Here is a 23,005-nt window from a genome sequence, read left to right as displayed (position 1 = left end):
GAAGGCATCATCGTGGATGCTCCGAGACAGTCTCCGCTCCACAGCCGGCGCGGGTTCCTCCTGGGCGCCGGCTCGCTCGGCCTCGCCCTTGCGGCCGGAGGTTTCACGTCGGCCTGCAGTGGCTTCACCGGCGGATCCGGCGGCGCGGGCGGCAGCGACAGTGCGGGAGTCGACTTCTTCGCCCGTGGCGACCAGGCGATCTGGAAGGTGTTCCGCCAACTGCGTGAGGAGTTCGCCACCCGCAATCCCGACACCAAGGTGAACATCGAGCAGGTGCCGGGCGACTTCTACCAGAAGTTCCAGCTCAAACTCGCGAGTGGCACGCCGCCGGACGCGCTCTTCGAGTGCTCGTGCACGATCACGTCGTCGATTCGGGCGGGTGCGCTCGAGCCACTCGACGATCTGATCAAGAGCGACCCCCGGTTCAAGAAGGACGAGTTCCTGCCAACCGCGTGGGACACCTCGGAGTACGAAGGCAAGACGTACGGCCTGCCCTATGACGGCGGGTCGATGGCGATCTACTGCAACCTCGACCTGTTCGAGAAGGCCGGCATCGAACCGCCCGACCCGACGACGCCGATGACCTGGGACGAAGTGGTCGAGTACGGCCGCCAGCTCACCGTCGACCGCAACGGCAAGAGCCCCGGCCAGGCCGGCTTCGATCCGAAGCGGGTCAAGCAGTACGGCTTCGACCCGGCCGCCGGCGGTACACCCTGGCCGTGGGTGTGGGCGAGCGAGGGCGAGGTGATCACCGAGGATCGCCGAGTGCCGTTGGACGAACCAGAGGCGGTGGAAGGTCTGCAGTTCGTTGCCGACCTTGGCGTCAAGCACGCGATTGCCCCGAGTCCTGCCTACCAGCAGTCCGGCCAGCTCTCCTTCCTGACCGGCAACGTCGCGATGGTCTATGACGGCGTGTGGGCGACGGTGCGCAACCGGGCGGCGAAGTTCGACTGGGACGTCGTCCCCTTCCCGGTCGGGCGTAAGAAGGTCTCCACCGGTTGGTACTCCCCGCTTTCGGTCACGGCGAAGGCACCGGATGAGGAGAAGCAGGCCGCCTGGGACTGGATCTCCTTCTGTACCTCGGCCGACGGCCAGAAGATCGTCTCCTCGCTCGGCCAGAGCGTGCCGTCGCTCCGGGAGCTCGCCGAGGGCGACGTGTTCCTCGATCCGTCGACGAAACCCATGAGCAAGCAGGTCTTCCTCGACGAGCTCAACCCTGAGTTCCTTCGTACGCCCGGTGACAAGACGGGCAAGCACTACGGCGGGTACGTCGTCGAGTGGGGCAACGTCTTCACGCCGGTCTGGGAGTCGGTCCTGATGGGCAAACGCTCCGCGGCCGAGGCGATGAAGGAGGTTCGACCCAAGCTGGAGAAGCTGCTCGCCACCGGGAAGACCTCCTAGCGTCGGCGGCCAAGCGGGACGGCTTCAGCCGGGACCTCATCGGCATCCATCCGCGACACGTGATCGCCTGGAAGCTCGACGGGCAGGGCCGGAACGCCAGGAACGTTACGATTCCCGCATGACGTCGAGTGACGAGCCGGGCCTGGCTCCGGCCGACGGTGATCTCCTGCGGCAGGTCGTCCAGCTCGCCTTGGACAACGCGGGCGTCGGTCGAGCCCCGTTCGGCGCCCTCGTGGTCCGAGACGGGCAGGTGCTCGGCACCGGCGTCAACACCACCGCGCAGGACAACGATCCGACGGCGCATGCCGAGGTGGCCGCCATCCGCGCCGCCTGCTCCCGGCACGGCCTGGAGAACCTCACTGGGGCGACCGTCGTGTCGAGCTGCGAGCCCTGCGTGATGTGCCACGCGGCATGTGCCGTCGCCGGGGTGGCCCGCATCATCTATGCCGCACCCAAGGAGTTCGTCCCCGGCGTCGAGCGGACTCCCCCGATCCTCACGCAGATGCAGGACGCCCTGCACCGACTGGCCCCGGGCCAGCTCCAGTACGTCCCGACGCCCGGTGCCGACGAGCCGTTCGCCCGGTGGCAGCAGGGAGGCTCTAGGCCTCCGCGCGCGGGACCTGGGAGCTAGCCTGCGACGCGTCCTTTGACGAGGCGAGCTCGGCGACGATCCGGGCCGAGTCGTCAACTGGTTCGTACCCCAGTTCGCTCCGGGCGTTGTCCAGCAGGTAGCGCGTGGGGGTGTTGGCGGACACGCCGTAGTAGATGCCGAAGCGGACATCGGCGGTGAGGCTCTTGCGGACGAGTTGGCCAAGGTCGCGGAAGCTCAACCACATCCGCCGCCAGCCCGCGTTGTCGGGAAGGTAGCGTTCGAGCACCCAGCCGATCCGTAGGCAGACGACGGACAGGTCACTGGTCTCGGCGTAGTAGCGTCCGAGCGCCTCGCCGAACGCCTTGCTCGCGCCGTAGAGGGAGTCCGGCGCGATGTCACCGCCAGGGTCGAGGGGCCACCGCTCCTGCTGGTCGAGCATGCCGGTCACGTGGTTGGTGCTGGCGAAGACGAGCCGACGCGCGCCAGCCAGACGGGCCGACTCGAACACGTGGTAGGCACCGTCGAAGTTGGGCGAGCGCAGGTCGTCCCAGGGCGCCGAAACCCGGGGATCCGCCGCCAGATGGATCACCGCGTCGCACCCCGCCGCCGCTTTCTGGACGCCGTCGAAGTCCGCGATGTCACCCTCGAACACCATCTCGTTCGGCCGCGCCTGGACGCCGGACAGATCCCGGTCATGCAGGTGCAGGCGATAGTCCGACAGCGTGTCGCGCAGGCTCGTGCCGATCCTGCCGGCCGCTCCTGTCAACAGGATCCGCGGTGCGTCGTCACCCACGTGCCATCTCCTTAGCCGGACGCCGAGACTGTCACGATATCGAGCAGGCGGACGACCGCCCTCACCCCGCCCTTGTCGGACAGAAGCCGGGAGTTCCGGGCCGGGCTCAGGCGCTCATCCCTCGACGAGGTACTGCGGTCGATGTCCGGGTTGTGGCGCTTGTGGACCTGCTCGAGGTAGTGGCGAGGTGTGGCAACCATCGCGATGCCGTAGCCGTTGCCCGACGCGAGCAATCGGTCGAGCAGCGCGTTCGGCCTGGAACGGAACCGCACCGCGAAAGTGATGTCGTCCACCTTCTCGACCAGCAACGGCTCCTGGCCGCCGCACATCATCCTTTCCTTGGTGGGCATCAACTCGTCGTTCATGAAGACGTCCTCGTACCAGAAGAACGTCATCGGCGGCGAACGGCTTGCCGTCGGACCACTTCATTCCTCGGCGGAGCGTGAAGACGTACTCGCTCGCATCATCGTTCACCTCGTACTTCTCCGCGACGTTCGGGAGAACCTTGTCCCATGAAGCCGCGACGACGGCCATCCCGCTCGACTTCAGGAACGCCTTGCGAGAAACCGTGTCCCCCATGATTCACTCCGTTCCTCTTTCGTTCGCGACGCTGGATGGCCGACGGCGGGCTCGCGGCTACTCCGGCCCGAAGGGATAGCCGCCGACGTCGTTACGTATTGCCTCGATCAGGATCGAGATCTCCCGCTTGTCGTCCGCGTCGAGCTCGAACGCCGCACTGGGCGCCCGTTGGACGGTCGAGGTGAAGACGCCACGCCTCCTGAGGATGTAGCGCATCAGTGACTGCCGCTCCCGGATGAGGATCGGCAGGAGCCGCTGGTGCAGGTCCCGCGCGGCCGGCTCATCACCGGCCCACCACTGCTCCATCACCTTGGCCAGGACATCGGCCACCTGGCAGGCGGGCATACACCCGCCAGCCCCGCGGACGAGTTCCTCGGGAAGCAACCGCCCGCCAACACCGCCGAAGATGGTCTTGATCTTGTCGCCGAGCAGCTGGTGGATCTCCCCGATATGCCGCGGCCCCGGTGGGCGTTCCTCCTTGACGTAGGTGATCTGGGGTACGTCGTCGACGACCGACGCCACCTGTTCGGCCGACAGCGGCACGTAGTCACTCGCGTTCTGCAGGATGATCGGGCCCTCGAAGACCTCGCCCAGCCGACGGAACATGTCCATTCCCACGTCCTGCGTCGTACGTGCCGGAGGCATGGCGATGATCGCGTCTGCACCGGCCTCCTGCGCCTCGCGGGCGAACAGCAACACCTGTGGCACGGACGTACCGGAGCATCCGAACACCACCGGCAGGCGGCCGTTCACTTTCTCCAGCAGGGGCTCGAGGTGGCGGAGGCGTTCCGACTCACCCAGGAGGTAGAACTCCCCCACCATCACCGGCCACACGATGCCGTGCTGCCCGGTCTCGCAACAGAACTCCGCCGCCGCCAGGAGATCGGCGGTGTGGATCTCGTGGTCCTCGGCGTAAGGCGTGGGCAGCAGGCCGAAGACGCCTTTCAGATGGTCGAATCTCGTCATCGTCACTCCCGCCAGCGATCGTCCGGACGCCAGAAGCCGAGCTTGGGCGTGTTCCACTCTTCGGTGGGAAGGAACATCGTGTCGGGTGTGCGGAGGTTCTCCTCGATGGCGGCGTAGTTGAGATCGACACCCAGGCCGGGGGAATCCGGGACGGTGACGTAGCCGTCGGTCAGATAGTCCGCCGGCAGGCCAGTCACCAGGCTCTCCCAGAAGGGAAGGTCGAGACCGTGGTGTTCGAGCGCCACGAAGCTGGGAATCGCCGCAGCGCAGTGGACGTTGGCCATGAACGCGATCGGCGAGCCAGCGAAGTGCAGCGCCGTCGTCAAGCCGAAGCGTTCGCCGTAGTCGGCGATCTTCTTCGTCTCCAGCATCCCACCCGAAGTGAGAAGGTCGGGGTGCAGAATGTCCATGGCCCGCTCTTCGATGAACGGCTGGAACTCGTCCCACAGATAGAGTTCCTCGCCCGCCGCCGTCGGCGTGGAAATCGCGTCCGTCACCCGCTTGTGTCCGGCCACGTCGTACCACGGCATCGGATCTTCCAACCAGGCAAGGCCGAAGGACTCCAGGGGCTCGGCGAGCTTGATGACGTCCTTCGCGGTCAGGTGTCCATGACCGAAGTGATCGGTGCAGAGCGAGACGTCCCAGCCGGCCGCCTCTCGCACCGCGGACACCACCTCGACCGCACGCGCGATGCCGCGTTCGGTGAGCTTCGCGGGAGATCCGGCACCCGGTGCCCGCCATCGGCGACCGAGGCCGTGCTCGAACTTCGACGGCTGGCCGATCGTGCCGCCCGGCGTGTCGGTGAACAGACTCGGCCGGATGTCGAACTTGATGAACGTGAGGCCGAGAGCCTTACGGGCGCGTACGACGTCGGCGTAGGCCTCCGGTGTCGGCTCGGCCGGCGCGGGAGTGTCGCCGTAGATCCGTACGGCGTCACGGTACTTGCCGCCGAGGAACTGGTAGCAGGGGACGCCGTAGACCTTGCCGACGAGGTCCCACAGGGCGATCTCGATCCCGGAAACGCCGCCACCCTCACGACCGCTGTTGCCGTATCGCTTGATGGCACGGAAGATCATGTCCACGTTGCAGGGGTTCTGACCGACGAGCATGCTCTTGAACTGCAGCGCGCTTTCCTTGTGCCCCGCGTCGCGTACTTCGCCCAGTCCGTACACGTCCTGGTTGGTGTCGATCCGGATGATCGGGTAGTCGTAGTTGCTGGCCACGACCGCCACGCGGAGGTCTGTGATCTTCAGATCCGACGACCGCGAAGCCGTGGAGATCGCGTCCTCGACCTGGCCGAGGCGTTCGGCGTCGTCACCTGTGCGTGACACGAGAAGTCCTCCTGTCGGTAGACAATCGTGAAAGGTCTGTTCCGGCGACCTGAGAGGGCATTGGCGGCGCGTACGCATCAACTCCACCAGCTCCTGGACTGCGACAACGGCTGCGGTCGGAAACTCAACTCCGCGATGGCTTCCACGTTGACCTCCGCACCGAGTCCGGGCCCTTTCGGAACACCCTCGAGGTCCCACAGGGCGAGGTCGATGGCGCTGAGGGCGGTGTTCTGGATCGCTCCGCCACGCCAACGCCAGCCGTGGTAGAGCCGCTGCCAGCTGACCTCCACGCCATCGAACGGCGCACCGACGAGCGCGGGGCTCATCTCCCTGATCGCGGTCTCGACCGACGCGATGGCGCCGTGCAGAGATCCCTCTCCCCACCCGACGAGGCCCTCGTCGGTCGACACGCGGACGAAGAGCCAGTTGCACCAGTCGGCCCAGAAAGTGAACGTGTCAACCTTCGTGATGCGCACCCGGCTCCTCCCTCCTCACTAGCTCGTCCGTCCCCTGATCAGATGGTCGACGAAGGTCATGGCATGGCGGCGGTGCAGGCGTTCGAGGTCGTCGCGTCGGCGTTGCTGTAGCAGGGTGAGCAGTTCCCGATGCTCGGCCTGGGACGCTTCGAGATAGGCACGGTCGAAGACGTCGTCGGAGTGCCGGTAGCGCTCGGTGTTGCGGGCGATCGCGGCGATCGCCTCCTGTAGTGCCTGGGATGGTGCCTTGTGGACGAAGCTGTCGTGGAACTCGGTGTTGAGCCGGCGGAACTCGCGCACGTCGTTGTCGGCGGTGGCGCGTTCCAGAGCGTCGAGCAACCGGGCGGTGACGGCGAGCTCCTCGGTGGTCATCACCTGGCACGCTTCGGCCGCCGCGTACCCCTCGAGCAGCCCTCGGACCGCGAACAGCTCGCGCAGCTGCTCGTCCGTCGCGCGTGAGACCGTCATGCCGCGGTAGGGGGTCTCGGTGACCAGGCCCTCACGCTGCAGCCGGCGCATCGCCTCGCGGACCGGGGTGATGCTGACATCGAACTGCTTGGCCAGCTTGTCGATGACGAGCTTCTCGCCGGGGACGAGTCCGCCGGAGCAGATCAGCTCACCGAGGCGCTCGTACACGGCGTCGGAAAGCGTGCCCCGTCCCAACGGGCGGATCGGCGTCATCGTGATGGATCATGCATGATCCATGGCACTTGGTGGAGGTTTGGCGGCGTCTTCGTCCGCGATCGGCCCGTGACCGACGCTACGGCCGATCAGCCCCCGAAGGACGTAGGCCGTTCACGTTCCCAGGGTCCGCCGGAAGAAGTCGAGGGCCTGCAGGCCGAGATCGACCCAAGGGTCGCTCCCCCAGGGCAGATCCAGGTTTTCCAGCAGGTTGTGGTGCCCGCCCTCGACGACATGGAACGTCACATCCCGGTCGTACGCCCGAAGTGCCTGGACCATGGTCTCCGCCTGGTCGAACGGGACCGTCTCATCGCGGGTGCCGTGCACGATCAGGAACGGCGGCACGCCCGCATGCACGTGACCCGCAGGGCTCGCCAACCGGCGGAGCTCCGCAGTTTCTGAAGGCGGCCCGCCGAACAACGCGTCGAGCACCTCCGCGTTCTCGGGTGGCATCGTGGGAAAGTCACTCGGTGCGCAACGCATGACCACCGCCTGCACCGCGCTCGACCATTCGGTCGAGCCGCAGTTCCCTTCAAGATCGGCACGCCCGGCGGTGGTGCCGAGCAGCGCCGCGAGGTGGCCGCCCGCCGAATCGCCCCAGACCCCGACGCGCTCCGGGTCGATCCCGTACGCCTCCGCGTTCGCCCGCACCCAGCGGACCGCCGCCTTCACGTCGTACAGCTGGGCCGGGAAAGGTGCCTCTCCGCTCAACCGGTAGCTCACGTTGGCCGCGACGAACCCGTGGGCGGCGAGCAGTGGGCTGAGCCAGGGATACAGTCCGGCGCTCCGCTCCCCCGCCCGCCAACCGCCGCCGTGCAGGTAGAGAACGGCAGGTGCCAGCTCCGGCGGTCGTGGTGTGGGCAGGAGGAGGTCGAGGTACCGGTCCGCCTGCCATGCCGGCAGTCCCGGAACAGAGCCGTATTTCTGGGCGGCTCTCACGTCAACTGCATAAGGCGATTCTGGCGTGAGCAACATGTCGTGCACCGTAGTGAGGCCAGACGACGAAACGCGAGAGGCCGAACCCCGTCCGAATCCGGCCGATGTCGGGGACGCGCCACCATCAGCCGCATCGCTTCTCGGGCGAGAAGCACGCCCCGGACAGCCGACCGACCCAGGAACGGTGCTGCTATCCATGGTCACCGGTCTTTCCGTCGGACTGGCAGGGACACCGGGTCGTGCTCAAACACGCCGCGCAGCGCAACGGAGAGGCCGTGCAGCGTGGTGCCGGCACCTGACCTCCCTCGGCGTCGGGGTGGTGACACCGGTCGAACTTCCGGTCGCCAAACCCGGTGTGGTGGGCAACCGGCACGCTTCCGCGGACGCCGACCGGCTCCTTGCCCGCCTCGGGACGACGGCGACGGGGCGGCAGTCAGGTGACAGGGACGATCCGGGCGTCCAGGATCCGACCGGCGTCGAGCTCGAGGATTCCGATCGTGCCTCGTGGCTGCCGGCGCCGGTCGGTCGGCGAGCCGGGGTTGAAGATCCGCAGACCCTGCCCGGTCTCCGTCAGCGGGATATGGGAGTGACCGAAGACCACGAGATCGGCATCCGGGTAGCGGCGGCGCATCCGGGCGAGGCGCCCGGCCGCCGGACCGCTGTCATGCAGCATCGCAAGTCGTACGCCTTCGAGTGTCAGCTCCACCTCGTCCGGCGCGCCCCAGTTGGCGACGTCGGGCCCGTCGTTGTTGCCCCGGACCGCATGCACGGGCGCGTAAGCAGCCAACTCGTCCAGCACCGCTGCCGTGCACACGTCACCCGCGTGAAGGATCACCTGAGCCGTCCGCAGGTGTGCGGCGACCCGCTCGGGGCATGACCGCCACCGCCGGGGCGCGTGGGTGTCAGACAGCACCACCACTCGCATCACCCCATCATGGCGCAGGCGTACGCCACCGGCGTCCGGTCCCGTACGGGTCGTTCGGCAGTCGCTGCGCCTCGGCGGCTAGCGTCCGTCCGGCTGAGGAGACGAAAGGGAGGGCGACGACGGGGAGGGCGAGGACGGGGAGGGGGACGACGGGGAGGGCGGGGGTGACGGGTCGAGGCTGACGGTCGGCGACGACACCGGAGTCTCGGGCACCGAACCGGTCGGAGTGGGTATCGGGCTCGGTGGCGGTTCCGCCTCTTCGTCCGGCTTCACCTGGTGCCGTTCGATCTGGGCCGACGTGAGCCCAAGCCCACCGAGCGTGATCTGGTCCCAGGCCCGAAGCTCCCTGGTCGACCGGTCGAGGTAGAGCACCGCCAGCGCGACCGGCTGCGGCTCCTCGTACTTCAGGGCACGCATGCCAGCGCCACCGGTGGTGCCTTCCTGCATGAGTCGGCTGCCCTTCGGCAGTACGCGGGCGAGGTGTTCGTGGCCGTGGCCGGTGAGCAGCAAGGACGCGTGGCCGTCGAAGAACGTCGCGCCGGCGCTGTCGTGGAAGACGATCGCGTCGACGGCGGGAAAGGAGTTCTTCGCGACCTTCGCCAGCGCGAACGCCTGGTTCGCCACCGCGCGGGTGTCCGACTCCGGCACGACACGCCTCCAGGCCGGGGTGAACCGCGGATCACCCGCGCCGAGGAACCGGATCCCCTTCACCGTCTTCACCTTGCCGTCGAGCACCACGACGTTCGGCAGCGCCCGCATCGCCTCCTCGGTGACCAGCGAGTCGTGGTTACCGCGCACCCAGACGTACGGCACACCGAGGTTCCGGATGGGTTGCAGGAAGTAGTTCTCAGCCGGGAGGCCATGGTCGGTGATGTCACCGGAATCGACGATCACGTCGATGGAGTACTGCCGGGTGACCGAACCGATGATGTCCCACGCGTGCTCGCCGAGGTGCAGGTCAGAGACATGGAGGACCCGGATCTCGTCGTCTCTCGCCGAGGTGGCCGGGAGCGTGTTCGTGACGTCGTACAGGTCGGAGACGCTGCCGACCAGGCGTACCAGCTCGTCGGAGTAGGCACCGAAGCTTTCGGCGAGGTCCTGGGCGTCGCCGACCAGAGAGGGTGCGCTGGCAAGGAGGCCGGTGTACTTCGGCTCGGCGACAGCGCGCGGATCCAGCGTCGCGCCCGCGACGCTGAGCACCGTGAGGATCGCGACGGCGGCCCCACCGCCGGCGATGAGCGTCGGGATCCGGCGACGCATGACGATCAGCGTGACCGTCATCGCGCCGAGCGTTCCGGTGATCAGTCCCTTGGTCGCGGTGGCGTAGATACCGGTACGCACGTCGTCGACGATCTCGGGCTCGAGCCCCCGAAGCGCCTGCGGGTCCTCGACGAGCCGCTTCGCAGCGACCGGGTTGATCGCGTCGACGCTGACCTGGATCTGGACGGGCCCGTCGTGCGTGTCGAGCTCCAGGGTGCCGAGAGGCGGCAGTGAAACCCTCGACTCGCCGTCCCACGACGGCACAAGCCGCATCGTCGTGTCCACCGGACCCACCGGAGCCGCCGTCTGCCCGAGAAACATGCCCAGCCAGGCCCCGCCGGCAGCCAACCCGGCCAGGCCGACGACCTGGACCGGACGACGCAACCGGGTAGACACCCGCGCGTACGTACGGAGGACGACGCCCAGGAAGCGTCGCTGAGCCGCCCACGCCCCGATCCTTGCGGAGGCGAGCGCCAGGCGCCTTCGAAGGCCCGGCATCAGCGGACGGTCATACATTCGTACCGTTGTATCACCCGCCGGCCCGGCTGATCGAACCTCTCCGCGAGCGTCGCCAGGACCTACCGACGACGACCTGGGTCGGTGCGGTACAACGGTACGTGTGAGAGTGGCGACCTGGAATGTCAACTCCATCACCGCCCGGCAGGCACGCGTCGAGGATTGGCTCGACCTCGCCCAACCCGACGTGCTCTGCCTGCAGGAGACCAAGTGCGCCGGAGACAAGTTCCCCGGTGAGGGGGCGATCGAGCGGGGCTATCAGGTGGTCGCCCACGGCGACGGCAGGTGGAACGGCGTGGCGATCCTGTCTCGCGTGGGACTCGAACAGATCACCCGGGGGTTCCCCGGCCAGCCGGGCTACGCGCCCCCACCGGATGAGGATGACGCGGCGCTGGTCGACATCCCGCCGGTCGCCCAAGTCGAGGCCCGCGCGCTGGGCGCCACCTGTGGCCCGCTGCGGGTGTGGTCGGTGTACGTGCCCAATGGACGGACCCCGGACAGCCCGCACTTCCACTACAAGCTGACGTGGCTCGCCGCGCTGCGCGACGCGCTGGCAGCTGAGCTCGCCACCTCGGAGGCGTTCGTCGTGGCCGGTGACTTCAACGTCGCACCTACCGACGCCGACGTCTGGGATCCGTCCGTCTTCGTGGGTTCGACCCACGTCACCGATGAGGAACGAGGGGCACTCGCCGACCTTCGCGCGCTCGGTCTCGATGACGTGAATCCACGGGCGCTGAAGTACGACACTCCCTACACCTATTGGGACTACCGAGCCGGCAGGTTCCACAAGAACGAAGGCATGCGGATCGATCTCTTCCTTGCGAGCCGGTCGGCAGCGTCACGCGTCACGGACGCCTACGTCGACCGAGATGCGCGCAAGGGAAAGAATCCCTCCGACCATGCCCCGGTCGTCGTCGACCTGGACCTGTGAGCAGTCGGGACACGAGGACCTCACCCTCAGCGGAGGGAACGCCCGGATCCGGCAGGTCAGTGGTGCCGGTGCCGGCGTGGATGCACCAACTGCCGCAGTCGCCGCTGGTTCCCAGGCTTACGCAGCTGCTCGCGGGCCTGACGAGTAAGTCGCTGTGCCTGCTCGCCGTGGAAGAATGCGCGGACGCGCTCAGAGAGCCTTGCCATGATGCCTCACTTTGCCGGATTCGTACGGGTCACCACACCTGCTCAGTGGCCCTCGGCGAACTCGAGTCTTCGCTTGGTCTCTATTCGAGTCGACGAACGTACGCAGCTGGACGTTCCTTCCCGGCCGGGGCCGCACAGCACCGTCTAGGTGTCCTGATGGCGCGGTCGAGCCGGATTTGTACGGCTCTCACAGGTCCACAATGGCACAGCCATGACCTGCCACAGAGTGGCTCTGAGATCAGGTCTTGTCCGAACGGCGGTCCTCGATGGCGCTGGCCATGGCGGCGAGCGTGACGATGCTGAGGATCACCATGCCGACAACGATCACGATCGCGGGGCCGGGACCATCCATCACCACTCCGCCGTACGTCACGAGCAGCCAGATGACTCCCATCCAGAGGCCGGTGAGGATGAACGTCACCACAACCTCGCCGGAGATCACCATGAAGATCGCCGCGACTGCAACGACGAGAAAGGCCCACGCCCAGACGTCCATCGCCACCAGCCTCCGCCCGCTCGATACACCAAGTATCACCGCGCAGCTCGGCAGCCGGACTAGGTCAGGATGACGGGGTTGGTGAGCGCTGCCATGGAGCCGCTGGGGTGGCGTACTTCGATGCGGACGTAGTCCGATTCCTCGGCGGTGGTCGCCCACTCGGTCGCGCCTGCGCCATCCTCGGGCAGTGACGCGCGGTGGACGGTGCCGCGATCGGTGTGCACGCTGATCGAGCCGGACGGTACGCCCTGAACGGCTACGCGCACGACGGCTGGCTTGTTGTCGGTCTCGAGCTGTTCACCGATTCCGGCGGTCCGGTGGTTGGTGGAGAGGGTGACCGCGAGGTCGACGCCGGAGGACTCGGCGACCCAGCTCCGGCCGGCGCGTATTCCCGCGAGGATGGCGCCGGTGGTGAAGTCGTCAGCTTGGACGACTGTCTGCGGGATCCCCAGCTGATTCTCGAAGTGGGTGTCGCTGTTGCCCATCGCGGGCCGCCACGTTCCGGAATGGATGTCCGCGGCCAGGCTGCGCCCCCATTCGGCGAGGGCCGCAGCGTTGTCGGCATTCCACGGCACGTCCGACGCCCACAGCCCGTTCCACACCTCGATGACGTCGAGTCCCTGAGGGGGATACATGAACGTCCCGGACTGGTAGGGGGCGTGCGGGTGCGCTGCCACGCACAGGCCACCCGTGCGGTGCACCTCGTCCAGGTGCCGACCGAGCACGCCGTCCCGCACGCGGTACCGCCAGTCGATCTCCTGACCCGGGCGGATACCAAGCGCCAACCAGTGACCGTTGTCCGTGGTCACTTCCTCGCCGAGGATTACCAGCAGGTCATCGCCGGCGACGCCACTCCAGGCGGCGTGACCGGCGGACGTGTTGTGCTCGGTGGCGGCGATGAAGTCCAACCCTGCGGTGCGCGCCTCCGCGGCGAGTTGCTCTGGCGCCAGGTGTCCATCCGAGTAAACCGAGTGCACGTGGCAATCGCCGCGATACCATCCCGCGCCTCGCCCAACGGCGCCGCCGCCTACCCGATCAGAACCCACGACGGCAGGTTAACCATCATCAGCAATCGGCCTGGATGCGACGTACAGCGCTCGAGATGACCACGCGGGTCAGCGCGGAGGCGGCGTGTCGACTTGGCACGCCGAGCGATGCCGAGGTGTCTCAGATACCTCGCTTCATCTGCCGCAGATACTCGGTCCGATTGAGTGGATTCACGCCGGTATGCGGGCGGCTCGGCGCCTTGCCGCTGACCGGTTCGAAGTGGTGCAGGGCCGACTCCAGCACGCCTTCACCGCGGGTCAGTCCCGAGAGTTGTTCTTGGAGCAGATGCACTCGTCCTGCCGGGATCACACCCTCGATGGTGCACTCCGAGCCGCGAATCGCCGGTGTTTCCGGCACGGCGCGCAACCGCGCCAGGGCCGCCAGCATCTGCCCCACGGTGTCCGCGGGGACATCGAGATGGAAGCGGTGGATGGGCTCGCACACGATGGTGCCGGCGCGGCTGAGAGCGTCCATCAGCACCAATGGCGTCAGGAGGCGGAAGTCCTTCGCGCTCGTTGCCGAAACGAAACCGGACTTCGTCATGGTCACGATGCAGTCAGTGACTTGCCATCCGTGGATTCCTTGCCGGAGGGCGTTTCGCACTGCGGTTTCGACCGTCCTGCGGAACGCCTCCACGTCCTTGAACGCATGGATCGGAATTCCGTCGATCGTGACATCCGGCCGGAACTCGATGCCGGCACCGGCGGGCGCGGGCTCAACGCGCAGCCCGACCGTGGCGACGTACGGATTCCCTCCCTTCCCGAGCACGTCGAGCGAGGTCCCGACACCTGCGGGTCGTTCGACGCAGATCGGCGTGGTCTCGCGGAACGTGACGTCGATGGCGTACTCGCTTGCCAGGGTGGCCTGGATGACTTCCTTCTGCACTTCACCGTAAAGCGAGACGTAGATCTCCTGGCGGACATCGTCTTGTCGAAGGTTGATCAGCGGGTCCTGCTCGGCGAGTTGCGTGAGGGCGGAGTGGAGCGCGCCCTTGTCGGCCGGATTGCTGGGCACGACGACCGTTTCGAGGGAAGGCGGAGCGAAATAGTGTCCGGCTGTGGTGCGTGGCGTGCCGATGGCGTCGCCGATCTGGATGTCGACAAGGCCTGTCAGCTTCGCGATGTGCCCGGCTGTGACCGTACCGTGATGGACGGCTTTGCCGTGGTCGAAGAGGTGGATGGCCGTGACCTTGCCCTCGGCATTGTCGCCGAAGTGCAGCCGGTCTCGGATGCGTACGGTCCCGGAGAACAGGCGGACGTAGGCGATCTTCTCTCCTGACGGGCCGCGCTCGACTTTGAAGACCGAGCCGGCGACTGGACCTTCGGCGTCTCCTTCGACCGTGGGCAGGAACTCGGTGACTCCCTCGATCAAGGCCTCGACCCCGGCGCCGGTGACCGCCGATCCGAAGTACACCGGATGCACCTGCGCCGCACGGATCTGGGTGACCAAGGAATGTCGGAGCTGGTCGTACGGAACCTTCTCGTCGCCTACGTACGCGGCAAGCAGTGCGTCGTCATGGTCGGCGAGCTGGCTGGTCAGCCGGGAGGTGAAGCCAGGTTCGGCCGGGTCGTACGGCGTGAATCCTGGATCGTGGGTGCCGAGACCGTAGGGCGATCCCATCGCAATGATGCCCGGCGTGAGTCTGTCGGAGATGCTCTGCAGGATGGGCCCCTCTTGTGCACCGCTGCGGTCGATCTTGTTGATGAAGATCAGCGAGGGAACGCACAACCGTTGCAGGGTACGCATCAGTACGCGGGTCTGCGCTTGGACGCCTTCCACCGCCGAGACCACCAGCACCGCGCCGTCGAGGACGGTCAGCACGCGCTCGACTTCAGCGATGAAGTCGGGGTGCCCAGGCGTGTCGATCAGATTGATCACGACCCCGTTGACCTCGAACGAGACGACGGCGGACTTGATCGTGATGCCACGTTGGCGTTCGAGCGGCAGCGAGTCGGTCTGAGTGTTGCCATCGTCGACGCTGCCCAGCTGGTCGATGACGCCGGATACGAAGAGCAGCCGCTCGGTCAGTGTGGTCTTACCTGCGTCGACATGTGCCAAGATCCCCAGGTTCAGCGTTCGCACTGCATGTCACGTCCTCCACATAGCTGGCAGTTCGCGTGGACATGAACGCACGACGCATCGTGGGGCCCCTTTCATCGATCGATACTTTGTCCAGGAGCGAAGCAGGTCGCCGTCCGACAGGCAACCTCATTTGCGCGCAGCGGGCGCTGCCTTCAGCGGCGTAGCGCCTCGAACGCCGATCGGGCCGCGGCGCCGATGGCCAGGTCGACGTCGTGGGCGATCATCGCTCTGCGGGTCGACCGGGTAAGGGCGGCGATCGCCACCCGGTCGCCGGACTCTGCTTCGACCACGCCGATCTCGTGCCTCAGATGGAGGAACGACCCGGTCTTGCCGCTCACCCGCAGTGTGTCCGCCCGTAGGTCGGCGGACAGCCGGTAGGTGAAGACCTGCAGCGACATCAATCGGCGCAGCTCGGCCGTCGCCGCCGGGACCGCGATCTGGTCGAGCCACACCCGCTGCAGGAGATCGACGAGCGCTTCTGCGCTGGCGACGTTGCCCCGCCCGGGGTCGAGCAGCTCGATCACATGGTGCCCGGTGCTCTCGGACTTGATCGCGAGCTCCATCGCCAGGCCGAAGTCGTTGCCCGCCACACCGGCGGCGCAGTCGTACATCCGTTGCATCCGGTGCCTGATCTTGATGTCGGTACAGCCCCACTCACGCAGGCTCTGCTGCATTCCGTCGATGCCGACAAGGTCGACGAGTGTGTCCGCGGCCGCGTTGTCGCTCACCGAGAGCATCTGGTACACGAGGTCGCCGACCGCGATGGTCACCGGATGGCGGTACGCCGCGATTCCGGTCGGCCCGAAGCTTGCTGCGCCCGGGTCGATGGTGATCTGCTGCGCGGCGTCGAGTGCACCGGTCGCGGTGCGTTGGAGTACGGCGAGCGCGAGCGGAACCTTCACGACCGACGCCATTGGCAGCGGCGTGTCGACGTCGAACCCGAACTGATCCCCAGTGCTGATGTTCCGCGCGAGCAGGTGCCCCTGGACGCCGAGCCGTTGCCAGTCGGCCGCGACGGACTGGGCGAGCGGCAGCAGCTTCGGCGAGCTGGCGACGTACGCAGGTTGGCGTACGGTCACGCCTGCACCGCCAGTCGCGTGCGCGCGTCGTCGGCGTCCTGCCGGTGCTCGGGGACACTCCCGACGGCGGCGCCGAGCAACGGGAGCAACCAGTCCGGGGCCTTGGGTGCCAGCTGGTACCCCCTGCGCACCGGGATGTCGGGCAGTCGCACCCAGGTGACCTGGTTGCGTCGCGCAAACTGCTCTGTGCAGAGCAGCAGTCCGGTGCCGGCGAGGGTCTCTGCGAGCGCGGCCGCCGTCGACGACGCGACCTTGACCCGTTCCTCCGGCAGCCCGGCACGAGCGATCGCCCTGCGCAGCTGCTCGACGAACTGTGGCAGGTCGTCCTCCGGGGTGACGAGCAGCGCCGGGTCGGCATTCGAAGCAGCGCCCCGGCGGGGCCGGAGGCTCTCCAGGTGGGCGACGGCCCCGCCGATCCCGCCGCGTGGCATCGCCCCGGCAAGGCCGAGCGGCACGTCGAGGTCCGCGGAGTCTGCTGTGTCCACGGGGACGCGAACCAGCGCGAGGGTCAGGGACCCGTCCGCCAAGGCGTCGGAGCGAGCCAGTGCGGGCAGCTCCCGCACGCTCACGGCGACCCCGCGGTCAGCCGCGGCGCGGATGACGCGGGCCAGCGCCGGCGGGTCGCAGTCCGGCGGCACACCGAGCACCTGGACCGCGGACGCCTGGGCGGACCTGGCCACGTTGCGCAGCTGCTCCGCCCTTCGCAGCACATCCTGCGCGTGCGGGAGCAGCAGACTGCCGAACCGGGTGATCTCGATCTGCCGCCTGGACCGGTCAAAGAGGTCACCGCCGAGCTCCCGCTCGAGGGTCTTGATGCGGCGGCTGAGCAACGGTTGTGCGATGCCGAGGAGATCCGCGGCGCGGGAGAAGCTCTGCTCCTCGGTGACGGCGACGAACGTCTCGAGGTGCACGAACAGGTCCACGGCTGACTCATATCAGATCTGCATGGTTCGTTCAATGTTGTGTCTTGGACATGACCGCAGGTGAGCTGGTTGGCTCGCCCGTGCCGTTACCCCCTCTCGAACCTGGAGCACAGATGCCGTCGACCTCACCGGTGTCCCGTCGTTCGCTGCTCAAGACCGGCCTCACCGCCTCGGCCGCCGGCGTGCTCGTGTCGGGTGCCGCCGCGGTCACCGCCACTCCGATGGCCACCGCGACATCGGACCCCGGCGTCACCCAACAACTCCAAGACCTGGAGAAGCGGTACGCCGCGAGGCTCGGCGTCTATGCGCGCAACGTACGTACCGGCGTGACCGTCAGGTACCGCAGCGGCGAGCGGTTCCCGATGTGCTCGACGTTCAAGAGTCTGCTCGCGGCGCACGTGATGCGCGACTACGACAACCGCGGCGAGTATCTGGATCGCGTCCTCCACTACGCCGAGGACGACCTGGTCGACTGGTCCCCGATCACCGAGAACCTCGTCAACACCGGGATGGCCGTCCGCGACCTCTGTATGGCCACGATCGCGCTCAGCGACAACACCGCGGCCAACGTGCTGCTGCGCGCGACGGATGGCCCGCGCGGATTCACCAGGTTCTGCCGCTCCCTCGGCGACTCGTACACCCGACTGGACCGGTACGAGCCGGACATGAGCGCGAGCGTCCCCGGCGATGTGCGGGACACCACCACGCCGGAGGCGATCGGCCGCGACTACGCGCACCTCGTCCTGGGCCGTGCGTTGAAGCCGTTCCATCGCGCCCAGCTGGTGTCCTGGCTGAAGGTCAACACCACGAGCGGCAGGCGCTTCCGGGCGGGGCTCCGAGACGACTGGGTGCTCGGTGACAAGACCGGCACCGGCGGTTTCGGAACCGCGAACGACATCGGCATCGTGTGGACACCGAACGGTACGACGCTCGTCCTCTCCGTCATGTCCAGCAAGGAACTCGAGGGTGTTCCCGCGGACGACCACCTGCTGGCGGAAACCGCCAGCCTGCTCGCCCGCACGCTCGCCCCGCACGAGTGACGAGCGAACGCTCGGAACGATCTGCCGCTGGCCCCACGAACGAATGCCCGACCGGACTCGGGTACTCCGGTGTACAGCATCGCTGCGTACAGGACTAAGGATGTCCGGTATGCCTGCCACACTGGCTCTGCCGGCTCTGCCCCCGGTCGGCCAGCGGACGGTCCGCACGCGAAAGGAATGATGCGGCGATGACTCAGCGCATCTCCCCGGGTGTGGAGGTCATCGACCTCGCGCCGGGTCTTTGGATCTGGCGGCTCGAGCACCCCGCCTGGAGTGAGGGTCACGACTGGCAGAAGGTGGTGACGAGTGTCTGTGTGGACGCAGGCGACGAAAGGTGGGTGGTCGACCCTCTGCTTCCGCCGGAGGTCGCGAGCGAGGTGTGGGATCGATTCGCCGCCAGACCGCCTACGGCGGTCGCAGTCCTGCTCGCCGATCACATGCGTGAGACCTGGAGCGATCGCAGGACGTGGAGCGTCGATGCGCTGGTCCGCCGATACCGATGCCGCGCCTTCGGCCCGAACGCCTTTGATCCCGACATGATCGACAAGGTGGGCCCGGCAGAAACCGACGTGCAGAAGATCGTGCCCGGTCGTGAGCTGCCGGGAGGCCTGCTACCTTTCCGGGATCCACGTGGCTGGCACGAGACGCCGCTCTACCTTCCACAGCACAAGACTCTGGTGTTCGGCGACGGCCTGACCGAGCGAGCTGGATCGTTGAGGGTGTGGATGTCACCCACTCACGAGGAACGCGCTCTGCCTAACCTTCATGCGATGCTGGACCTTCCGTTCGAGCGTGTGATCATCTCCCACGGCGAGCCTGTCCACACCCGCGAGGCCTTTCAGCAAGCGCTGGAGCGTCCTCCGTGGCCGGCTTCGTCGCTTCACATTGCCGCCTGGCGCGGAGACCTCGAGCAGGTCCGCAAGCTTGTGGAGTGGGGTGCTGACCTGACGGCGCGATCTGAGCCCGACGAGCCGTACGGGAACTCCGACCTGACCCCGCTGGAGTGGGCGGTCAATGCATCTCGCCTACAGCCGGAGCCCACGCACGACGACGTCATCGCCTACCTCAAGTCGGTAATGAACGCGAAAGGTATGGCGTAGAGGGTCACCTGATCATGGGCGCTGCCTGACAACATGGAACTCCACCCGGTACAGCATCGTGTCGTCTTGGATCGGACCGGCGTGTGCAGCGCGACGACGAAGGGTCTCACGGTCGGGCTCTCCTGTCCGGTCGAGATCCACCTCCTTGATGGACGAGAACGGAAGCAGCTCGATCTCGTCGATCTCGATCATCACGGACCCGCTCCGGTAGACGCCGCCGACCTTGACCTTTGGTCGCGACCAGAGCCGGTAGGAGACGGTGATGGTTCCGTCCGCTACTCGATCGCGAAGATCGGCGCTGAACTGCATGCCGGCAATTGTTGCCGGAAGAACGTGGCTGTTCAATCGCAAACCTGCCAGGGTCAAAGGCGTGAATCGCCGCACGGACAGCCGGGAGTCCTCGGCCAACCGGATCGAGTACACCGAGGACCGCGCCCGGTTCCGGCACTCGGCTACAACGCCGCGCGCCAAGTCAGAGGGGTAGGGCGGGCGGGACTCGAACCCGCGACCCAGGGATTATGAGAACCCTCGCCGACCTGCCCCAGGCGTTCTACCTGCGACTTTGCAGTCGTGCCGCCCCTCCGGATTCGACTCCACGTGCATCGCGTGACCGCAGTTCGCACCACAACCCGCACCACGCGACGGCCGCCTGCGGCCCTCTACTAAAGAGGCTACGCCCAGCGCGCCGGCCATCCTGGCGCACCGAGGCATGATCGGCAGCGTACGGTTAGCCCCCAGGTTCTATCGGTCGACGCAACGCCTTCTTCGAAGGTGGTTCGTCGATGTACTTGCGGTCGGACTCTGCTGCTGGTGTGCGTTTCCTGGCGTCGGTGCGTGAGGGGCGTGGTCTCACACGGTCGGCACGGGCGGCCGGGGTCGGAAAGCAGACGGGGTATCGGTGGCTGCGAGAGTCGTTCGTGGCTCTTCGCGAGCAGGGCCTGGGTGTGGCCGAGGCTCAGGCGTCGCTGGGGTACTTCTCCCCGCTGGTTGTTCGCTGGGAGCAGCAGAGGGCCACTAGCCGACGCGACCGCCGACACCATCTCGCCGTCGGCGAAGAGGTTGAGGACGCGTTCTGGGCAAGCTTCCTCGGCGGCGCTTCTCTCGACGCCGCTTGCGGGGCTGCTGGTATTAGTCGCGCGAGTGCGTATCGGTGGTGGCGGCGCCGGTTCACGGCTCTGCGGGAGCAGGGCGTGTCCGCGCGTGCTGTGGCGCGCCAGCTGCGGATTCCGCGGGAGCGGTCGGCGGTGTGGGAGGCCGAACGCCGTAGGGCTTATGAGCGGGCGCGGCGTGAGCGTACGGCCGCCGAGCAGCGCGCGGTGCGGGAGTCAGCGCGCCATGTCGAACTGCTGCACGCGCGGCCGCTGTCGAAGACCGAGTTGCGCGACACGCGGTACTGGGAGTTGATGCGTTCCGGGCTGACGAACACCGCAGCGTGCAGGCTGCTCGGGGTGACTCGACGCACCGGCGTACTGATTCGCACCCGAGCCCGTCACCAGAGCGTGGCGCCTGCCCAGCAGCGCTAATCCTCGGGACGGTACCTGTCGCTGCGAGAGCGGTTGCAGATCGCTGATCTGTTGCGGCTGGGCTGTTCGAAGCGGCAGATCGCCACCGAACTGGGCCGCAGCCCATCGACGATCAAACGCGAACTCGATCGGCACCGTGACGAACAAGGCCGCTACCTGCCCCAGACCGCCGACCACGCCGCACGAGTGCAGCGTCGCCGACCCCGCGAGCCCAAGCTGGCCACCAACCCGGCGCTGCGGAAGCTGGTGCAACGCAAACTCAACCGATGCTGGTCACCGGACGAGATCAGCGGCTGGCTCCGCCGCACCTACCCAGATGACAGGTCCATGTCGCTGTGTCCGGAAACGATTTACCGGGCCCTGCTCGTCCCCGGCGGGAAAGGCCTGCACAAGCGCTACTGCCGCAAGCTTCGCACTGGCCGACGGATCCGCAAGTCACGCTGGCTGACCCGGTCCGGACACGGTGCGGCGGTGCGTGACATGACCATGATCGACCAGCGACCGGCCGAGGTCGAGACCAAACTGCAGGCCGGGCATTGGGAAGGCGACCTCGTTCTCGGCATCAGATCAGGCTCGGCGATGATGACCCTACGGGAACGCAAAACCCAGTACGGCATCGTGATCAACCTACCGGCCGACCATACCGCCGAGACAGTCAACGCTGCCGCCATCAAAGCGTTCGCGCCACTGCCGGCGCACATGAAACGCACCCTCACCTGGGACCAGGGCGTGGAAATGGCCCGACACCGCGAACTTGCCGCCGCAACCGGCATCGCCATCTACTTCGCCGAACGCTCCAGCCCCTGGCAACGCGGCGCGAACGAGAACTTCAACGGCCTGCTCCGCCAGTACTTCCCGAAGGGGACCGACCTATCCGTACACCCCGACACCCACGTCGCTGCGGTGATGCGCGAACTGAACACCCGACCCCGCAAAGGCCTCGACTACGACACCCCGCAGAGTCGTTTCCGGGCCGAGATGCGTACCCCAGCCGAGCATCCCGGCCACAGGATGACCTGACCCCTCCGGCGACCTGAACCAGCTCGCCGAGGCCTGGGAGTTGCACAATGGCGGAGAGGACCGCCTCGGTAGGGCCTCCAGTATTGACGCGATCACGCGTTTGATTGGTCCCTGACTTGTGGTCGTTGGCCGGTGAGGATGGAACTGGCGAAATCCGCATTAGGGTGCCGCCGCTGGTAAAGGTCCTTGGCCACGGCGTCCACGTTGAAGGGAACGCTGCGCTGGTCGACGGATAGCGAATCGCCGTTGTCTTCAAGAAGAAGCCAGCCGGCAGTGCCGCAGGTGCGCGGTATCCCAACAGAGCCGGGATTCAGGACACGGATGCCGTCGAGAAGACGGTCTGTCGCGACATGAGTATGGCCGCCGATGACGACATCGGCGTCGCATTCGGCCAACAGTGGTCGGAGTTGTGCATCCAGCACGTCGGGTTCGATCCCCTGGCCGTCGTCGGCTCGCGGTGAGGCGTGAACGCCGAGGACAGCGGCTCCGCTGGGCAGTTGGAGTCGCAGCTGTGTCGGGAGGTGGTCCAGCACGGCTAATGATCCGGCTTGGTCCAGAACACCACGCGTCCAACCGATTGCGGCCGCTACGGCCCCGTAGCGCTGCACGAGGTCGACGCTGCCCACAGCATCGGTGGCGGTCGCGTGTGGAGCCGGTTGCTCACCGGTCAGGACATAGCGATCGGTGTTTCCACGTAGCATGCGGATGCCGGGAAGGCCGCGCAGCAGCTCAAGAACCTCGGCTGGGCGCGGGCCGAACAGGACCAGATCACTCAGTGCCCACCAACTGTCGACGGCTAGCCGGTCTGCGTCCTTCAGCACCGCACGCAGCGCCACATCGTTGCCGTGGATGTCGGCGATGATCCCCATCCTCATACGCATCAACGTACCTGCCGGCTCCCCGAATGCTGGCGTAGTTGTCCCTCGGCAAGCTCGCCGCAAACACAGCTCGCGTTGCGTCGACCGCTGGAATCCCCCCCTAGATCGTTGATCGGAAATTTTGATCAGGTCAGCGATCAGTGGTCGTAGGCGATTAGGGAGCGTTTTACGGGTGCGCCGATGATCCAGTTGTGCCAGATGGCGGTGTTGAGCGCGAGTAGGCG

General features: G+C 67.0%; 25 protein-coding genes and 1 pseudogene. 8 read left to right on the top strand and 18 right to left on the bottom strand.

Features of this window, described 5'->3' with window-relative positions; translation table 11 throughout:
- Positions 1-12: 12 nt before the first annotated feature.
- Together ABN028_RS06100 and ABN028_RS06095 are read left to right on the top strand one after the other, a co-directional pair.
- Positions 13-1,401: an ABC transporter substrate-binding protein gene (locus ABN028_RS06100; RefSeq protein WP_349329051.1), complete on the top strand. Its 1,389-nt coding sequence runs from the start codon at positions 13-15 to the stop codon at positions 1,399-1,401.
- A gap of 118 nt (positions 1,402-1,519) precedes the next feature.
- Positions 1,520-2,032: a nucleoside deaminase gene (locus tag ABN028_RS06095; protein WP_349695922.1), complete on the top strand. Its 513-nt coding sequence runs from the start codon at positions 1,520-1,522 to the stop codon at positions 2,030-2,032.
- Here the strand turns inward: ABN028_RS06095 and ABN028_RS06090 are convergent.
- The 8 genes and pseudogenes from ABN028_RS06090 to ABN028_RS06055 form a co-directional block, all read right to left on the bottom strand.
- Positions 2,001-2,786 carry an NAD-dependent epimerase/dehydratase family protein gene (locus ABN028_RS06090; RefSeq protein ID WP_349695921.1) on the bottom strand — a complete coding sequence of 262 codons (786 nt, stop codon included), beginning with the start codon at positions 2,784-2,786 and terminating at the stop codon, positions 2,001-2,003. The two genes, ABN028_RS06095 and ABN028_RS06090, sit on opposite strands and share 32 nt — an antisense overlap.
- Positions 2,787-2,797: 11 nt before the next feature.
- Positions 2,798-3,151 (bottom strand): hypothetical protein, encoded by a 354-nt coding sequence (locus ABN028_RS06085; protein ID WP_349695920.1) that lies wholly within the window; start codon positions 3,149-3,151, stop codon positions 2,798-2,800.
- Positions 3,152-3,227: 76 nt separating this feature from the next.
- A pseudogene (locus ABN028_RS35275) lies at positions 3,228-3,320 on the bottom strand (hypothetical protein); the annotation flags it as partial.
- Between the two features lie 102 nt (positions 3,321-3,422).
- A complete protein-coding gene (locus ABN028_RS06075; protein WP_349695919.1) occupies positions 3,423-4,331 on the bottom strand; it encodes a dihydrodipicolinate synthase family protein in 909 nt (302 codons plus the stop codon).
- 2 nt (positions 4,332-4,333) lie between these two features.
- Complete coding sequence (locus ABN028_RS06070; protein ID WP_349695918.1) at positions 4,334-5,662, bottom strand: mandelate racemase/muconate lactonizing enzyme family protein; 1,329 nt, start codon at positions 5,660-5,662, stop codon at positions 4,334-4,336.
- A 77-nt stretch (positions 5,663-5,739) separates the two neighbouring features.
- Positions 5,740-6,138, bottom strand: coding sequence for an enolase-like domain-containing protein (locus tag ABN028_RS06065; protein WP_349695917.1), 399 nt, complete (start codon positions 6,136-6,138; stop codon positions 5,740-5,742).
- A gap of 18 nt (positions 6,139-6,156) precedes the next feature.
- Entirely contained in the window at positions 6,157-6,819 is a 663-nt protein-coding gene (locus tag ABN028_RS06060) for a GntR family transcriptional regulator (RefSeq protein WP_349329043.1), read from the bottom strand.
- Positions 6,820-6,933: 114 nt separating this feature from the next.
- A complete protein-coding gene (locus ABN028_RS06055; RefSeq protein ID WP_349695916.1) occupies positions 6,934-7,758 on the bottom strand; it encodes an alpha/beta hydrolase fold domain-containing protein in 825 nt (274 codons plus the stop codon).
- 101 nt (positions 7,759-7,859) lie between these two features.
- Here ABN028_RS06055 and ABN028_RS06050 point away from each other — a divergent pair, with 101 nt between their 5' ends.
- Positions 7,860-8,054 (top strand): hypothetical protein, encoded by a 195-nt coding sequence (locus ABN028_RS06050; RefSeq protein WP_349329040.1) that lies wholly within the window; start codon positions 7,860-7,862, stop codon positions 8,052-8,054.
- A 134-nt stretch (positions 8,055-8,188) separates the two neighbouring features.
- Here the strand turns inward: ABN028_RS06050 and ABN028_RS06045 are convergent, their stop codons facing one another.
- Positions 8,189-8,680: a metallophosphoesterase family protein gene (locus ABN028_RS06045; protein WP_349695915.1), complete on the bottom strand. Its 492-nt coding sequence runs from the start codon at positions 8,678-8,680 to the stop codon at positions 8,189-8,191.
- A 78-nt stretch (positions 8,681-8,758) separates the two neighbouring features.
- The gene (locus ABN028_RS06040) at positions 8,759-10,456 is read right to left on the bottom strand and encodes a metallophosphoesterase family protein (protein WP_349329038.1); all 1,698 of its coding nucleotides are present in this window, start codon (positions 10,454-10,456) and stop codon (positions 8,759-8,761) included.
- Positions 10,457-10,559: 103 nt separating this feature from the next.
- Here ABN028_RS06040 and ABN028_RS06035 point away from each other — a divergent pair, with 103 nt between their 5' ends.
- Positions 10,560-11,387: an exodeoxyribonuclease III gene (locus ABN028_RS06035; RefSeq protein WP_349329037.1), complete on the top strand. Its 828-nt coding sequence runs from the start codon at positions 10,560-10,562 to the stop codon at positions 11,385-11,387.
- 56 nt (positions 11,388-11,443) lie between these two features.
- Here ABN028_RS06035 and ABN028_RS06030 read toward each other — a convergent pair whose 3' ends face one another.
- The 6 genes from ABN028_RS06030 to ABN028_RS06005 form a co-directional block, all read right to left on the bottom strand.
- On the bottom strand, positions 11,444-11,593 hold the full coding sequence (locus ABN028_RS06030) for a hypothetical protein (protein WP_349329036.1): 150 nt from the start codon (positions 11,591-11,593) through the stop codon (positions 11,444-11,446).
- A gap of 238 nt (positions 11,594-11,831) precedes the next feature.
- Positions 11,832-12,089: a hypothetical protein gene (locus tag ABN028_RS06025; protein ID WP_349329034.1), complete on the bottom strand. Its 258-nt coding sequence runs from the start codon at positions 12,087-12,089 to the stop codon at positions 11,832-11,834.
- A gap of 59 nt (positions 12,090-12,148) precedes the next feature.
- Positions 12,149-13,135 carry a CehA/McbA family metallohydrolase gene (locus ABN028_RS06020; RefSeq protein WP_349695914.1) on the bottom strand — a complete coding sequence of 329 codons (987 nt, stop codon included), beginning with the start codon at positions 13,133-13,135 and terminating at the stop codon, positions 12,149-12,151.
- A gap of 121 nt (positions 13,136-13,256) precedes the next feature.
- Positions 13,257-15,218, bottom strand: coding sequence for a GTP-binding protein (locus ABN028_RS06015; protein WP_349695913.1), 1,962 nt, complete (start codon positions 15,216-15,218; stop codon positions 13,257-13,259).
- 152 nt (positions 15,219-15,370) lie between these two features.
- Positions 15,371-16,297, bottom strand: coding sequence for a serine hydrolase (locus tag ABN028_RS06010; protein ID WP_349695912.1), 927 nt, complete (start codon positions 16,295-16,297; stop codon positions 15,371-15,373).
- Entirely contained in the window at positions 16,294-17,220 is a 927-nt protein-coding gene (locus ABN028_RS06005; RefSeq protein ID WP_349695911.1) for a LysR family transcriptional regulator, read from the bottom strand. The genes ABN028_RS06010 and ABN028_RS06005 overlap by 4 nt, the downstream gene beginning before the upstream one ends.
- Positions 17,221-17,333: 113 nt before the next feature.
- Between ABN028_RS06005 and bla the strand changes: the two genes are divergently transcribed.
- Both bla and ABN028_RS05995 read left to right on the top strand, forming a co-directional pair.
- Entirely contained in the window at positions 17,334-18,260 is a 927-nt protein-coding gene (gene bla / locus ABN028_RS06000) for a class A beta-lactamase (RefSeq protein ID WP_349695910.1), read from the top strand.
- Positions 18,261-18,448: 188 nt separating this feature from the next.
- The gene (locus tag ABN028_RS05995; protein ID WP_349695909.1) at positions 18,449-19,360 is read left to right on the top strand and encodes an MBL fold metallo-hydrolase; all 912 of its coding nucleotides are present in this window, start codon (positions 18,449-18,451) and stop codon (positions 19,358-19,360) included.
- A 12-nt stretch (positions 19,361-19,372) separates the two neighbouring features.
- Here the strand turns inward: ABN028_RS05995 and ABN028_RS05990 are convergent, their stop codons facing one another.
- The gene (locus ABN028_RS05990; RefSeq protein ID WP_349329027.1) at positions 19,373-19,669 is read right to left on the bottom strand and encodes an ASCH domain-containing protein; all 297 of its coding nucleotides are present in this window, start codon (positions 19,667-19,669) and stop codon (positions 19,373-19,375) included.
- Between the two features lie 473 nt (positions 19,670-20,142).
- Here ABN028_RS05990 and ABN028_RS05985 point away from each other — a divergent pair, with 473 nt between their 5' ends.
- Positions 20,143-20,883, top strand: coding sequence for a hypothetical protein (locus ABN028_RS05985; RefSeq protein ID WP_349695908.1), 741 nt, complete (start codon positions 20,143-20,145; stop codon positions 20,881-20,883).
- Between the two features lie 15 nt (positions 20,884-20,898).
- Positions 20,899-21,903 carry an IS30 family transposase gene (locus tag ABN028_RS05980; RefSeq protein ID WP_349696044.1) on the top strand — a complete coding sequence of 335 codons (1,005 nt, stop codon included), beginning with the start codon at positions 20,899-20,901 and terminating at the stop codon, positions 21,901-21,903.
- A gap of 92 nt (positions 21,904-21,995) precedes the next feature.
- Here ABN028_RS05980 and ABN028_RS05975 read toward each other — a convergent pair whose 3' ends face one another.
- Positions 21,996-22,778: a metallophosphoesterase family protein gene (locus tag ABN028_RS05975; protein ID WP_349695907.1), complete on the bottom strand. Its 783-nt coding sequence runs from the start codon at positions 22,776-22,778 to the stop codon at positions 21,996-21,998.
- Positions 22,779-23,005 lie beyond the last annotated feature (227 nt).

The sequence above is a fragment of the Actinopolymorpha sp. B17G11 genome (genome assembly GCF_040196095.1).
Taxonomy (GTDB): Bacteria; Actinomycetota; Actinomycetes; order Propionibacteriales; family Actinopolymorphaceae; genus Thermasporomyces.
This window is presented reverse-complemented; position numbering and strand designations above follow the sequence as displayed.